The organism is Pseudomonas sp. NCIMB 10586, from assembly GCF_023127895.1.
Classification (GTDB): Bacteria; Pseudomonadota; Gammaproteobacteria; order Pseudomonadales; family Pseudomonadaceae; genus Aquipseudomonas; species Aquipseudomonas synxantha_A.
In genome coordinates this window covers 85,315-98,979 of record NZ_SPKQ01000012.1, presented here as the reverse complement: position 1 = coordinate 98,979, position 13,665 = coordinate 85,315, and the positions used below count along the sequence as shown (strand labels likewise).

The window sequence follows — 13,665 nt, the reverse complement described above, 5'->3', positions numbered from 1 at the left end:
AGCGATCACTCCACCGGATCACTCACCGGCTTGGCAATGATCGCCTTCAACTCGCTGGTCATTGGGAATTCCAGGTTCAGGCCCTTCGGCGGGATCGGCTGCTCAAACCAGCGCTGGTAAATCCCGTTGATCTCTCCCGAACGGTACAGATCACCCAAGGTCTCGTTGACCACGGCGAGAAACTGCGGGTCGTCTTTGCGCACCATGCAGCTGTAGATCTCCCGCGACTGCTCCTCGCCCACCACCACCCAGTGGTGCGGGTCCCTGGCCTTGGCGCGCTCGCCGTAGAGCAACGCATCATCCATATAGAACGCTACCGCACGGCCGGTCTCGAGCATCTTGAAAGCCTCGCCATGGTCTTTGGCGCTGATCACGAACATATTGGCTTTGTGTTCAGCATTGTAACTTTTGAGGAAGCGTTCATTGGTAGTACCGGCAGTGGTCACCACGTTTTTGCCCTTGAGGTCGGCAAAGCCTTTGATCCCGCTGTCCTTGGCCGTTAGCAACTGCCCCTTCACGTAGATGAACCCGTAGGAGAATGCTACCTGCTTCTGCCGCTCGGCGGTCACGCCGGTGGAGCCGCACTCCAGGTCGACGGTGCCGTTCTGCACCAGCGGAATACGGGTTTGAGAAGTCACCAGGTTGTACTTCACCTTGAGCTCACTCACCCCGATTTTCTGCTGGATGCGCTCGACAATCTTGCTCGCCAGGTCCACCGAGTAGCCCATCGGCTTGCCACTGTTATCCCCAATGTAGGAAAACGGCACCGACGCATCGCGATACCCCAGGGTGATGGCCTTGGCGCTGGCGATCTTGCTCAAGGTGCCCTCCAGAGGCGCTTCGGTCGCACGGGCGTTTGCGCTCAAAAAAAGTCCAAGAGCGCAGCCGGTCAACAGGATTTTTTTCATTGTTATTCTCCGTTGGTAGATCGGTTATTTACGTACTGCAATCACGCTGATTTCCACCAGTACACTCGGTCGCGCCAGCTCTGCTTGCAGGGTGGTACGCGTGGGCGCCATGCCTGGCGAAAGCCATGCAGACCAGGCTTCATTCATCGGCGTAAAACCGGTACTGATGTCCTTCAGGTAAATCGTCGCGTTGAGCAGGTGATCCTTGTCACTGCCCGCCTCGGCCAACAGCGCGTCGATCCTGGCCAACACTTCTCGGGTTTGGCTGCCTACGTCCTGGCCATCGCCCGGTACCTGGCCCGAGAGAAACACCAAATCCTTGAAGGTCACGGCAGCGCTAAGACGCTCGTTGCTGTTGATTCGGGTGATAGTCATGGCTGCATCCTCAAGCGGCGCGGGGCGCCAGGCCCTGCATATCAATGGAAGGAACATGCTGGCTGATCAACTCAGCCAATAGCTGGCCACTGCCACAGGCCAGGGTAAAACCAAGCGCGCCATGCCCCAGGTTCAGCCACAAGTTGCGGTAGGCGCTGGCACCGATCAATGGCACGCCCGTCGGTGTTGCCGGGCGCATACCGGCCCACTCGACCGCGTGGGCGTAGTCACCGGCCAAGGGAAACGTCTCCAGCGCCTGGCGCTTTATCAAGGCCAGGCGCTTGGGCTCAAGACGCGCATCAAAGCCGACAATATCCACCATGGCCGCGATCCGCAGTTGCTCACCAATGCGCGCGTAGACGATCTTGCGGTCATAGTCGGTGATGCTCACGTTCGGCGCCTTGTGCTGCGCGCCGATCGGCACGCTCAGGCTGTAGCCCTTGAGCGGGTACAGCGGCAGCGACAAGCGCGGCAACGCCAACTCGGCGCTGCGATGCCCGGCAGCCAGCACCAACTGTTCGACCGGCATCACGTCATGGCCCATTTCGATGGCCTGCACCGCACCGTCGGCGTGACGAATCCCGGTAACCTTGCGACCCAGCAAAAATGTACAACGCCCTGAAGCCTTTAACCGAGCTGCCAGCCGTTGGCAAAAAGCATGACAGTCCGCCACTTCCTCATTCGGGGTATAGATGCCGCCGACAAACCCACCTGCCGCCAACGCCGGTTCCAGGTGCGTACAATCCACCGCAGACAGCACCTGCTGCTGCAGGACGTCGGTGACCTTGCTGCGTGCACGCTCAAACGTCTCGGCATTGCGAAAGGTCACCAGCTTGCCGTTGCGCCGCCAGTCGAAGCCGTCCAGGCGATCATCGACACGCCATTGCTGCAAGGTGCCTTGACTCAGGCTCGCCAGCCGCAGCAAGTGGGCAGCGTTGCGCTTGTTCACCGATCCCCGGCAGGCACCGATGAACGCTGCCATCCAGCGCCATTGCTGGAGGTCAAGCCGTGGGCGCAGCTTCAGCGGCGAGTCGCCGCGCAACAGCCACCCAATCGCCTGCAGCGGCACGCCCGCGTCGGCCAATGGCGCAACATAGCGATAGGACAGCTGCCCACCGTTGGCGAAACTGGTTTCGCTGCCCAAGGTATCGCGGGCGTCGATCACCGTTACCTCATGGCCAGCCCGTACCAAAGCATAAGCACTGGCCAAGCCGATAACCCCACCACCGATGATGCAAACCTGCCTGGCCATCCCAGCCCCCGACCGTTGATTAACTGAAGACCAAGCGTAGGCGCAGGTGACAGGCCACCGACAATGAATAAAGATGGGTCACCTATAAACAAAGGTTATGGACTTGCCATGCGCTTGCGTCATATCGAAATCTTCCAGGCCATTCGCCAGACTGGCTCGATCAGTGCTGCCGCGCAGTTGCTGCACGTCTCGCAACCAGCGGTGACCAAAGTGTTGCAGCACGCCGAATTGCAGCTGGGCTTTGCGCTGTTTCTGCGGGTGCGCGGCAAATTGCAGCCCACGCCGGAAGCCCTGGCACTGGAAAGCGAAGTCGAGAAAGTCACCGAGAGCTTGCAAGGTGTAAGGCGTCTAGCCAAGAGCCTGCGCCGCGCCCCAGGGCAAAGCGTGCGCATTGGTGCGATTCCGGCGTTGGCCTTGTCGCTGCTGCCTCCGGCGATTCTGGAATGGAAGCGCGAATACCCCGACATGGCTTGCGAGCTGTCCAGCGACCATAGCCGTGAGCTGGTCCAGAAGCTGCTGATGCGCGAAATCGACCTGGCGCTGACCCTCAACTTTTCCGGCCATCCTGGGTTGACCACCCAGGTGCTGGCCAATGGCGTGCTGGTTGCATTGGCGTCCAAGGGCTATTGGTCGGCGGCTGAAATCAACCAGCCATTGCCGCTGAGCGAACTGGCGGGCGCGCCATTGATCGGGCTTTCCAGTGCTGATCCGCTGGCGACCAAGCTGGACAGCTACCTGGAGAACGTCGATCCACCGCCACGCGTGACCATCTCGGTACAAACCTATTCCCTGGCCCGGGCGATGGTGGAGTCCGGCGCCGGTTTGACGGTCATTGACCCCTTTACCGCCCTCGGCGCATCGACGGCAACCACCTGCATCCGCACCCTCACGCCCCCCCTGCCGATCACCCTCTACGCCCTGACCCGTGGCGATGAACCACCGCCGCATATGCTCGCCAAGCTGCTGCAGATCTTCGGCATTCGTGCCTGTGAGCTACTGGCACGTCTCTAATACCACCGAAGCCCCCTCCCACATTCAAAGCACGTAATGCATGATCGCCACAAAATGCAGGAGGCTGCCGCCAATCACAAACAAATGCCAGATCCCATGGGAATGGCGCAGGCGATCTTCCAGGGCAAAAAAGATGATGCCCACGGTGTACAACACGCCGCCCGACGCCAACCAGATAAACCCTGCCGTGCCCAGCGCCGCTATCAGCGGCTTCACCGCCACCAGCACGATCCAGCCCATTACCGCGTAGATCACGATGGACAGAATCCGCGCCTCCGAGCGCGGCTTGATCTCTTGCAGGATGCCGATCACCGCCAGCCCCCACACAATCCCGAACAGCGTCCAGCCCCAGGGCCCGCGCAGAGTCACCAGGCAGAACGGTGTGTAGCTGCCGGCGATCAACAGGTAGATCGAAAAGTGATCGACCTTTTGCATGATCTCTTTTCGCCGCCCCCGCACGCTGTGGTAAACGGTCGACGCGCTGTACAGCACCATCAGGGTAAAGCCATAAATCGCCACGCTGACGATCTTCCAGGGGCTGCCGTCCAGGCTCGCCACCACCAACATCCACACGGCGCCAATACACGCCGCGACTGCACCGAGCAAATGGCTCCAGGCGTTGAACCGTTCCCCGTGATACATCTATCGTTAACCTCCCCTCATCGTTGACGACTGGCGGCAAGCCTCCAGCCTTGCGCATAAGAGTGCAAGCAGCGTGTGACGTTCCAGCGACGAGGGCTGCGTTTGCAGGCACAATCGAGCGCAATCGAACAAGAGCCCACGGCCATGCTGATCGACGAAGAGTTCACCCTCAAGAAGCTGGAAATCTTCCTGGCGTTCATGCGCACCGGCAACCTGGCCCGCGCCGCCGCCGAACTGCAAACCAGCAACGTCAGCGTGCACCGCGCCATCCACTCCCTGGAAAGTGCCTTGCGCTGCCCGCTGTTCAAGCATGAAGGGCGCAACCTCACCCCGCTGGAAAGCGCCTACGTGCTCGAAGAGCGTGCGCAAAAGCTGATAGCCGATGTGGTCGAGGGAGTGCGCCTGACCCGCGAAGCCGCCGGCTTCTGCGCCGAACGCTTCAAGCTCGGCTCGCTGTACTCGCTGACGGTCAAGACCGTACCGCAACTGATCATGGGCCTGAAGATCCGCCGCAGCGAACTCAATATCGACCTGATCCTGGGCTCCAATTTCGACCTGTTCTACAAGCTCAAGAACATGGAGGTGGATGCGATCCTCATCTCTCTGGACGATCACGCCACCGATCCGGACTGTGAGCAGATCGCGCTGTTCAGCGATGACATCTTCCTTGCCACACCGGCCGATTCCCCCCTGGACCGTCATCAGGAAATCGACCTGGCCGACGTGCGTGACGCCACCTTTATCACCCTCACCCAGGGCTTCGCCACGCACCAGGACGGCAACCGGGTGTTCAAGCAGGCGGGGTTCGAACCGAAGGTGGCGATGCAGGTGAACGATATATTTACCTTGCTGAGCATGGTCAGCTCGGGGGTGGGTTATGCGCTGCTGCCTGGGCGGATTGCGGCGGTGTATGAGAACCGCGTGAAGCTGATACCGCTGCAACCCAGGTATCGGTTGCAGCAGCAGATCGGCGTGGTGTTCTTGAAGGCCAAGGAGCGTGACCCGAACCTGCTGGCGTTGTTGGCGGAGTGTCGGATGTATGCCAATCGCCAGGCTTGAGACTTGCCCCCGATTGCGCCAGACCAGACAGCGAAAATCCCCAGTCAGCCCACCAACCCCCTCATCACCAAAAACAACAACGACGGCCCCAACAAACACCCCAGCGCTGTATAGAACGCCGCGGTCAAACACCCATAAGGCACCAACTTCGGATCAGTCGCCGCCAACCCGCCCGCCACGCCGCTGGAAGTGCCCATCAAGCCACCGAAGATCACCGCACTACGTGGATTGTTCAGCCCGATCAGCGGGGCCACGAACGGTGTCATTACCATCACCAAAATAGCCTTGATCAACCCTGCGGCAATCGACAGCGCCATCACCTCGGAACTGGCCCCAATCGCCGCCCCGGTAACCGGGCCAACGATATAGGTCACGGCACCGGCGCCGATGGTGGTGAGGCTCACCGCATCGGTATAACCAAACGCCATTGCCACCCCTACCCCGGCAACAAACGACGAGCCCACACCGACAAACAGAGCCAGCACGCCGACGTATCCGGCGCGCTTCAACTCATCGACACTCACGCCAAACGCCGTGGCTACAATAGCGAAGTCCCGCAGCATCGCGCCGCCCAACAGGCCAATGCCTGACAACAGTGGAATATCCACCACGCCCTTGGAGCCGCCAGTAAAAGCGCCTCCCACATACGACAACACCAGGCCCAACAGAATGGCAATGGCCGAGCCATGCAGGCGGCCTTTGGTAAAAGTGTCAGAGATCCAATAGGAAACCCACATGGTCAGGCCGATCACGGCAAAACCACTGATCAATCCGTACCCGGTGATCACTTTCATCATCGATTCGTACATGGCGATCACCCGGCTTCTTTGGTCGGAACAGCTGCAACCGGCTCGCGGTTACCGATACGCACCAGCACCGGTACCAGGGCAAAGCCGAGCACCACGGCGAGGGTCCCGGCCAGAATCGCCATGGGCCCGCCACTGATGGCGCCATACACGTTTTGCTGGGCGGCCATCGCCACCACAATCGGGATATAAATCGCAGCCCAGAAGCTCACGCCCTGCTCCGACTTGCCGGTAAACAAGCCACGCTTGCCGAGGTAACTGCCCAGGCCAATCAGCAGCAACATGGCGATACCCACCCCGCCGACGTTAGCCGGGATACCCATCCATTTGCCCAGCAGTTCACCGACAAACAGGCCGGCCAACGTGCACAGCGCCAGAAACGCCACACCGTAGATAATCATGATTGTTGTCCTCAAAGTGCTCGTTCGAAATTGTTGTTGTTGTGCTTCGAAAGCCTTGGGTGTTGCTTTATCGGTGGCGGCGCTCCTCCTCTTGCAGCAGGGCCTGCAAGGTGTCCAGGCGTGCGCCTTCGCAGGCGATCACCGTGCCTTGTTCGAACACGCGGCGTGACAGACCAGTGAGCACCGCGCCCGGGGGCAGTTCGATTTGCAGGCGTACGCCACGCTCGTAGGCGCCTTGCACGGTGCCGCGCCAGTCGACGACGCGGCACATGTTGAAGGCCAGGTCATCGCGCAGTTGCTCGGGGTTGTGGATAGGTCGCGCGCGGGTGCTGCTCAGGTAGGTGATGCGCGGCGCCTTGAGTGGGACGAACGCTTGGGCAAGCACCTTGGCCGGCGCTTCCAGCAGCGCACAGTGGGACGGCACGCTCACTGCCAGACGCTTGGCGACGCCGTTGCCTTTGATGCGCTCGGCGACACGCTGCATCGCTTCATTGCTGCCGGCGATCACGGTCTGGTTGTCGGCGTTGATATTGGCCAGATACACCGGAGTTGCGGCGCTGTGGATATCTGCCAGCAAGGCTTCAACCGTGGATAAATCGGGGCCGATCAGGGCGGTCATGCCGTAGCCTTGTGGATAAGCCTGTTGCATCAGCTCGCCACGCAGGCTGACCAGTTTCAGCGCATCGGCGAAGTCCAGGGCGCCGGCGGTGACGGCGGCCGGGTAGGCGCCGATGGACAGGCCCGCCACGTAGTCAGGCGTATGGTGCAACTGCTGGGCATGGGCAACGCCGACGATCAGCAGGCACAGTTGCACCGCACGCGTGCTCGCCAAGGCTTGCGCCGAATCGAGCCGACGAACATCTTCACCCAAGGCATCACTGGCTTCTTCCAGAACCTGGGCCGATAGCGCCTGGAGCATGCCCACGCGCTGGGCACCCTGCCCCGGAAACACCAACAAGCTGCTCATGCCACGGCCTGCCAGGGGTCAAGTACAAGGTGCGCGCCGCCAGTGGTTTTGAGCAGTACGCGGCGTGAGCCTGTGGCCCATTCGCGCAAGGCAACAGCGCCAAACGGGGTTTGCAGTTGCAGGTCCACGGCGCACGGTGCGGTGTCGAATTTCGCCAGCAATGCACGCGCCGCGTTGCGCTCAAGCGGTTCGGGGGTGCGCAGGATCAAATCCAGATCACTCATGGCATGCAACGCTTCGACGCCGCTCGCCAATTCAAATCCGGCGCTGCCGCTGACGCCCCAGTGATACTGCGCCAACACTGGCCGCAGTTGATCGAGCGCCCGCAGCGCCGGTAAATCCCGTGGCGAGATCACCTGGCGCAGGTCTTCGGGCGCCACGCGCCGTTGCACCGCAGCAACAGGCATCACCGCCCCATAACGTTGCTCACGCAGACGCCCACGTACGCCAACCGCCACTTGACCTGCTTCGGTAATGGCGCGCCGCACCACTACTGGATGGCCGGCGCTCAGCGCGTCCCGCGCCCAGGCCGGAGCATCCGCAGGCAGGTGCGCCGGGGTCATGCCCCAGAGCAAGTCATGGGCGTTCACCATTGTTCCCGCAGCAGTTGGCGTACATGGCTTGAGGCGGTGCGATTAGTCGCACCGAGACGTTCTTTTAAATCGGGTTGCACGACATCTTTGATCGCCTGCACCAGGCAATCGCTGACCCGCGCCACATCGTCCGTTGTCGGCTGTTCAATCTGGCTCACCGACAAGGTCTCCCAGAGCAAACCCAGGCTGGCATAACTGTCGATGTCATAGGCCATCGGCGGCACACTGGCGGCCAGGGCTTCCAATTCTTCGACGCTACGCAGGGTCACCCGCGCCGCCGAGGCCTTGCCCATGGCGTGCACCATTACCCCAGGGTCGCGCAGGGCGATCAAGCGGTTGGCCTGGTAACCGTGGGCCAGAAACGCACCGGACATGGCCTTGCCCACCAGCAACGCAATCACCGGGTGCCCGGCCAGGCGTGCGCGGGCGTAGCTGTCGGCAGCGGCGGCCAGGGCCTGGTGGATGCCGAGGGCTTCTTCACGGCGACCATAGGCTTGGCTGGGCACATCGACGATGGCGATGATGGGGCGTTTGTCACCCGTCACGATGGCTTCATCGACGGCCTTGGCTAGCCCCCAACCTTCCAGCAACCCGACTTCGCCATTGCGCGCACGCGGGAAGCGGTTATTCGGGTCGGTGACCACGGCGATAAAGCGCACCGCCTGTTCACCCAATACGCCGTCTGCGACTTTCAATGAGTCCGGCAAGCCCTCTACGGGTGCTGCGCCAGCGCTCAATGCATTGAACCACTGTAACCCTCTCATGGGCGTTCTCCCTGATACAGAGCGCGAACCGTCGCGGGCTCGATTTGCGCCGCTGTGTCGAGTTCGGCCAGCCGCGCCAGGTAGAAATCAGCGCGCCGGCTGCGGGGTTGTTCGGGCGCCCCGTGTTGCAACAGCGCGCTCACGGTCTGCTGGATCTGCACCACATCGTCCGCCACGTAACGGTCGGCCAAGCCACTGTTAAAACGTTGTTCGCCGCCCGTAAGGCTCCAGATGAAAGGCCGGTCGCGGGAGTCGTATTCTTCCAGCCCGGCCTCCTGCTCGATCACTTGCGGGCCATTCAAACCCAGGCGCGCTTCGCGGGTGACCACCAGGTAACTGCACAGTCCGGCAGCGATGGACATACCACCAAAACAACCGACACTGCCCGCCACCACACCGACCACCGGCTGGTACTGGCGCAGGTCGACAATCGCCGCGTGAATATCGGCAATCGCGGCAAGGCCCAGGTTGGCTTCCTGCAAGCGCACCCCACCGGTCTCCAGCAGCAGCACGGCGCGGGTCGGTATGGCGTTGCGGTTGTCTTCGGCGGCCAGTTCCAGTGCCCCCGCGATTTTTGCGCCACCGACTTCACCGAGGCTGCCGCCTTGGAAATTGCCCTCGATAGCGGCGACCACTACCGGCAAACCGCCGATGCTGCCCTTGGCAATCACCACACCGTCATCGGCCTGGGGCACCACGCCCTGGCGGCTGAGCCACGGCGACATGACCCGTTGGAACGGGTCGATCAGTTCACGATAAGTGCCAGCATCCAACAACGCCTTGGCGCGCTGCCGCGCACCGAGTTCGACGAAGCTGTGTTTGTTGAGCAAATCAGTCATGGCCGACCTCCTCGAAACCTTGCTCCAGGCGCAAACGCACCACGCCGGGGGTGGCGCCGAAATCGTGGATATCGATGTTCAAGGCAGGTGGCGTCTGCTCCTGGAAGATGCGTTCGAACAGGTGCTGCCAACGTTGCTCGGCGCCGTTGACCGAGGTCTGCACTTGGATGGTCAGCGTGCCGGGAGTGCCCGGCTCCAGCAGCACTTCGAGGTCGCCCGAACCGACGCAACCCACCAGCGCGCGGCCTTTTGGCGGCTGGCCCGCGGGGAATTCAAAGGATAAGGTTTCCATCACAACGCTCCGTCGAGGCGGTCGATAAACAGGCAGGCGGCGAGCAAGTCGGCAGCGCCGCCAGGGGAGGCATTCAGGGCCAGGAGTTGCTGGTCCAGTGCGTGCAGTTGGCGACGGCCCGCGAGGGTTGCGCTACCGCCAGCGTCGAGCACGGCCTGGGCGCCCTGTTGCATGGTGGTCAAGCCTTCGTAGCCAGCGCGGTAGAGCACGCAGGTGTCGGCCAGCTCGGTCATGATCGCGAGCAAGGCATCCAGGCGGGCATTTTGCTCACCGGCGTTTTGCCCGCGGCTTTTATGCAGTTGCGGCAGGCCGCGTTGCATCACCGAGGGGAAACCCCGCTGTGCTTCTTCGCGAGCACCGCGTGCGCCGTAGCGCTGGGCGACCTGTGCGCCGTGGCTCAGCGGTTGCGGCGCGAAGCGGTCTTCGAGCAGAGCTAGTTTGGCCGCGGTCAGGGTTACGGCGCGTGGTTGCAGCGCCGCTGCTGCGGTGAGCAAACCAAGGGCCCAGATCGCACCGCGATGGGTATTTACGCCGTGGGTGGTGATGAGCATCGCTTGTTCGCCTTCGCGACCTATACGGCCGAGCGCTTCACGCAGGGGTACACCGACTTCACCAAATTCAAGGGCGGCCTCGGCCATTTCCTTGAACATCGGCCACAACGACAGCGCCGAGGCGTGCATCAGGCCCAGGTGCAAATCGCTGTGGGCGCCGTTGCCGCGCCGGTCAACCAAGGCGGGTTTAGGCGACAAATCCGCTTCATCGATCAGCGCGTCGACGGCCATATCCGCCAGGCGATCGGCCAGGCTCAATTCATGCTGTTTTAGAGCGCGCATTTACCAGCTCCTGAATTTGGCGGGCGGGTTGTACAAGCCACCGGACCACTCCACCAGATCGGCTACGCTCTTGGCAGCCAGCAACTCGCGGGTGGCGTCGGTGCGGCGGATACCCAAGTCTTCGGGCAAGGCGATCAAGCCTTCGCGACGCATACGGGCGGTGTCCTTGGGGTTATGGCGCATACCGATTGCCGTCACCCCGGCGACGGCAGCGATCATTGCCTGGCGCTCTTCCAGGGAGCGCGCCTTGTAGAGGTAGGCGATGCCTTCTTCGGTGAGCAAGTGGGTAACGTCGTCGCCGTAGATCATGATCGGCGCCAGGGGCATGCCGCTTTTACGTGCCACTTCCACCGCGTCGAGGGTGTCGACAAAGGTCGGTTTGCCGCCCTCCTGGAAGGTCTCGACCATTTGCACCACAAGTTTTTTGCCGCGCTCAAGCAAGGCCTGGGGCGCATCGTCATGGCGCATATCCAGCCAGGCCGGTGTGCCGTGCCGACGACCACGTGGGTCGTGGCCCATGTTCGGCGCACCACCGAAACCGGCAAGGCGGCCACGGGTCACGGTGCTGGAATGCCCATCGCCATCCACTTGCAGGGTGGCGCCGATAAACAGGTCCACCGCGTACTGGCCGGCCAGTTGGCAGAACATGCGATTGGAGCGCATCGAGCCATCGCGGCCGGTGAAGAACACATCCGGGCGGGCGGCGATGTAGTTTTCCATGCCCAGCTCGGTGCCGAAGCAATGCACGCTCTCGACCCAACCGCTTTCAATCGCCGGGATCAACGTGGGGTGTGGGTTGAGGGTCCAGTTGCGGCAGATCTTGCCCTTCAGACCCAGGGATTCGCCGTAGGTGGGGAGGATCAATTCGATGGCGGCGGTGTTGAAGCCGATGCCATGGTTGAGTGACTGCACATTGTGTTTTTCGTAGATGCCACGGATCGCCATCATCGCCATCAACACATGCACCGGCTTGATATGGCGCGGGTCGCGGGTGAACAGCGGTTCGATGTAGAAAGGCTTGTCGGCCACCACCACGAAATCCACCCAGCTTGCGGGGATGTCCACACGGGGCAAGTCGGTGACGTCGTCCACCAACTGGTTGACCTGCACAATGACGATGCCATCGCTGAACGCGGCGGGTTCGATCAGCGCCGGGGTGTCTTCGGTGCTGGCGCCGGTGTAGATATTGCCGGCGCGGTCGGCCATGAAGCCGGCCGAGAGCACCACGTTGGGGATCAGGTCCACCACCAGGCGCGCATAGAGTTCGATGTAGGTATGGATCGCGCCGATTTCCAGCAGGCCGTCTTCCAGCAACTGGCTGATGCGCAGGGATTGAGTGCCGGCGAAGGAAAAGTCGAGCTTGCGGGCGATGCCTTTCTCGAACAAGTCCAAGTGCTCGGCGCGCCCGACACTGGGCATGATCATGTGCAAATCGTGGAGCTTGGCCGGGTCAGCCTTGGCCAGGGAGCGCGAGAGAAAGTCAGCCTGCTTCTGGTTGTTGCCCTCCAGCACCACGCGGTCGCCGGGGAGGATCAGCGCTTCCAGGGCCTCGACGATCCTGTCGCTGGGCAACACCGCCCCGTCTGCATACTGTTTGACCAGCCCGAGCCGCCGCTGCTTCTCGTCGCGCCGCCGCGTCCAGCGCGAGTCGGGGGTGATGGTTGTTGTCATGGTCGCTCCACGGGGTTTGCTGTCGTGGGGCTGTACCTTAGGAGTGAATTTAGGTGCTATCAATCAAGCTCAGCGGCAGACCGTTACGCCTGGAGTAACAAAGCTAAAAATGTGGGAGGGGGCTTGCTCCCGATAGCGGTGTGTCAGTTGACAAACTTATTGCTGACCCACCGCAATCGGGAGCAAGCCCCCTCCCACATTTGCTCAGTGTTGCTTGTTAGATATCGGTCCCAAACCAGGACCGATCAGTCCCTATTTGGGACCGTTTGAAAATTCCGGCGAATGGCTGATTTGCTCAAGTGCCCTATCGACCAACAACTGACCAAACTCTGCCATTTGCTGAATCCCGAGCATGATGGCGCGCTGGGAAGTGTCCAGGTCAAAGGCCAGGTTGCAGGTGAGTGCGTTGAGGGAGGACAGGGTTTCGCTGGCATTGACCAGCAGGGTTTCGGTGGTTTGGTGGGGGTTGACGGTGAAGAGGGGTGGATTGGGAGTAGGTTTGACCATGATGAAACTCCTAAACAGTGAGTAAGGAGCGCCACCGTTCGCTTGCACGCGAATGAGGGTGGCGACCGTGCGCAGGTGTGCAAGACCGGGCCTGTTTAGGACACCCAGCAGATCCGAAGACCTCCTGCGCGCAGCCGCCATAAAGCAGCGAGCACAAAAAACGCCCGTTGGATGGCTGGGCGTTTGCACGCCTAAACAGTTTCGTCGGACTTGCACGTCCGTGTCACCGTTTTTTGCGATGACGGGACGAAGACTAGGCGTGCGGACCTCTCACCACAAGTTCATGCGCGGCCCAAAATCTTGCAGGAAAAATCCGAAGCCTTTTATGTCGAAGTGCGTGCAGGAAGTTTCATACAGCGTTTTGGGGTTGTTGCTTGGAACTGGTCCTTCTAGCCTTCGCGGTTGAATGCCCATAGTCGAAGGACGTACCAACATGCCGATGCACAACCCAACTCACCCAGGTGAAATATTGCTTGAAGATGTGATCCCCGCCCTGGGCATCACCATTACCGAGATGGCGCGACGTCTTGGCTTCGCCCGCGAGACTTTTTCAAGGATCTTGCATGGCCACGCCCCGGTCAGCCCGGACCTTGCCGTTCGGTTGGAACGGGCTGGCGTGAGTAAAGCCCAGTTATGGTTGTCGATGCAAAGTGCCTACGACTTATGGCAGGCCGAGCATCGGGAGCAACCGGTAATTGAGCGGTTTGCGCGGATTGATTGAGATCTTGGGCCAAGCACAATTCAG

General features: G+C 61.3%; 17 protein-coding genes. 3 read left to right on the top strand and 14 right to left on the bottom strand.

Features of this window, described 5'->3' with window-relative positions:
• Positions 1–5: 5 nt before the first annotated feature.
• The 3 genes from E4P01_RS06230 to E4P01_RS06220 are packed head-to-tail and all read right to left on the bottom strand — an operon-like array spanning position 6 to position 2,535.
• Positions 6–908, bottom strand: a complete 903-nt coding sequence (locus E4P01_RS06230; protein ID WP_216090425.1) for a transporter substrate-binding domain-containing protein — start codon at positions 906–908, stop codon at positions 6–8.
• A gap of 24 nt (positions 909–932) precedes the next feature.
• Positions 933–1,283 (bottom strand): RidA family protein, encoded by a 351-nt coding sequence (locus E4P01_RS06225; RefSeq protein ID WP_032878965.1) that lies wholly within the window; start codon positions 1,281–1,283, stop codon positions 933–935.
• A gap of 10 nt (positions 1,284–1,293) precedes the next feature.
• A complete protein-coding gene (locus tag E4P01_RS06220) occupies positions 1,294–2,535 on the bottom strand; it encodes a D-amino acid dehydrogenase (protein ID WP_032878963.1) in 1,242 nt (413 codons plus the stop codon).
• A 108-nt stretch (positions 2,536–2,643) separates the two neighbouring features.
• Between E4P01_RS06220 and E4P01_RS06215 the strand changes: the two genes are divergently transcribed.
• Positions 2,644–3,546: a LysR family transcriptional regulator gene (locus E4P01_RS06215; protein ID WP_032878961.1), complete on the top strand. Its 903-nt coding sequence runs from the start codon at positions 2,644–2,646 to the stop codon at positions 3,544–3,546.
• A 24-nt stretch (positions 3,547–3,570) separates the two neighbouring features.
• Here the strand turns inward: E4P01_RS06215 and E4P01_RS06210 are convergent, their stop codons facing one another.
• Entirely contained in the window at positions 3,571–4,188 is a 618-nt protein-coding gene (locus E4P01_RS06210; protein ID WP_005792233.1) for a hemolysin III family protein, read from the bottom strand.
• Between the two features lie 144 nt (positions 4,189–4,332).
• Here E4P01_RS06210 and E4P01_RS06205 point away from each other — a divergent pair, with 144 nt between their 5' ends.
• The gene (locus E4P01_RS06205; protein WP_032878959.1) at positions 4,333–5,247 is read left to right on the top strand and encodes a LysR substrate-binding domain-containing protein; all 915 of its coding nucleotides are present in this window, start codon (positions 4,333–4,335) and stop codon (positions 5,245–5,247) included.
• Positions 5,248–5,291: 44 nt separating this feature from the next.
• Here the strand turns inward: E4P01_RS06205 and madM are convergent, their stop codons facing one another.
• The 10 genes from madM to E4P01_RS06155 all read right to left on the bottom strand — a co-directional run bounded on the left by madM (position 5,292) and on the right by E4P01_RS06155 (position 12,920).
• Positions 5,292–6,056 (bottom strand): malonate transporter subunit MadM, encoded by a 765-nt coding sequence (gene madM / locus E4P01_RS06200; RefSeq protein WP_032881185.1) that lies wholly within the window; start codon positions 6,054–6,056, stop codon positions 5,292–5,294.
• A 5-nt stretch (positions 6,057–6,061) separates the two neighbouring features.
• Positions 6,062–6,454, bottom strand: a complete 393-nt coding sequence (gene madL, locus E4P01_RS06195; RefSeq protein WP_032878957.1) for a malonate transporter subunit MadL — start codon at positions 6,452–6,454, stop codon at positions 6,062–6,064.
• 67 nt (positions 6,455–6,521) lie between these two features.
• On the bottom strand, positions 6,522–7,421 hold the full coding sequence (gene mdcH / locus E4P01_RS06190) for a malonate decarboxylase subunit epsilon (RefSeq protein ID WP_216090426.1): 900 nt from the start codon (positions 7,419–7,421) through the stop codon (positions 6,522–6,524).
• Positions 7,418–8,014: a malonate decarboxylase holo-ACP synthase gene (locus E4P01_RS06185; protein ID WP_216090427.1), complete on the bottom strand. Its 597-nt coding sequence runs from the start codon at positions 8,012–8,014 to the stop codon at positions 7,418–7,420. Before E4P01_RS06185 ends, mdcH begins: the two co-directional genes overlap by 4 nt.
• Positions 8,008–8,778 (bottom strand): biotin-independent malonate decarboxylase subunit gamma, encoded by a 771-nt coding sequence (gene mdcE / locus E4P01_RS06180; protein WP_216090428.1) that lies wholly within the window; start codon positions 8,776–8,778, stop codon positions 8,008–8,010. Before mdcE ends, E4P01_RS06185 begins: the two co-directional genes overlap by 7 nt.
• Complete coding sequence (locus E4P01_RS06175; RefSeq protein WP_103734242.1) at positions 8,775–9,617, bottom strand: biotin-independent malonate decarboxylase subunit beta; 843 nt, start codon at positions 9,615–9,617, stop codon at positions 8,775–8,777. Before E4P01_RS06175 ends, mdcE begins: the two co-directional genes overlap by 4 nt.
• The gene (locus E4P01_RS06170) at positions 9,610–9,909 is read right to left on the bottom strand and encodes a malonate decarboxylase subunit delta (protein ID WP_025857695.1); all 300 of its coding nucleotides are present in this window, start codon (positions 9,907–9,909) and stop codon (positions 9,610–9,612) included. The genes E4P01_RS06175 and E4P01_RS06170 overlap by 8 nt, the downstream gene beginning before the upstream one ends.
• Positions 9,909–10,742 (bottom strand): triphosphoribosyl-dephospho-CoA synthase, encoded by an 834-nt coding sequence (locus E4P01_RS06165; protein WP_216090429.1) that lies wholly within the window; start codon positions 10,740–10,742, stop codon positions 9,909–9,911. Before E4P01_RS06165 ends, E4P01_RS06170 begins: the two co-directional genes overlap by 1 nt.
• Positions 10,743–12,413, bottom strand: coding sequence for a malonate decarboxylase subunit alpha (gene mdcA / locus E4P01_RS06160; protein ID WP_216090430.1), 1,671 nt, complete (start codon positions 12,411–12,413; stop codon positions 10,743–10,745).
• A 252-nt stretch (positions 12,414–12,665) separates the two neighbouring features.
• Positions 12,666–12,920 (bottom strand): DUF6124 family protein, encoded by a 255-nt coding sequence (locus E4P01_RS06155; RefSeq protein ID WP_216090431.1) that lies wholly within the window; start codon positions 12,918–12,920, stop codon positions 12,666–12,668.
• A 433-nt stretch (positions 12,921–13,353) separates the two neighbouring features.
• On the opposite strand from E4P01_RS06155, the gene E4P01_RS06150 reads away from it, so the two are divergent.
• The gene (locus E4P01_RS06150; protein WP_103734238.1) at positions 13,354–13,641 is read left to right on the top strand and encodes a HigA family addiction module antitoxin; all 288 of its coding nucleotides are present in this window, start codon (positions 13,354–13,356) and stop codon (positions 13,639–13,641) included.
• The last annotated feature ends 24 nt before the right edge of the window (positions 13,642–13,665 follow it).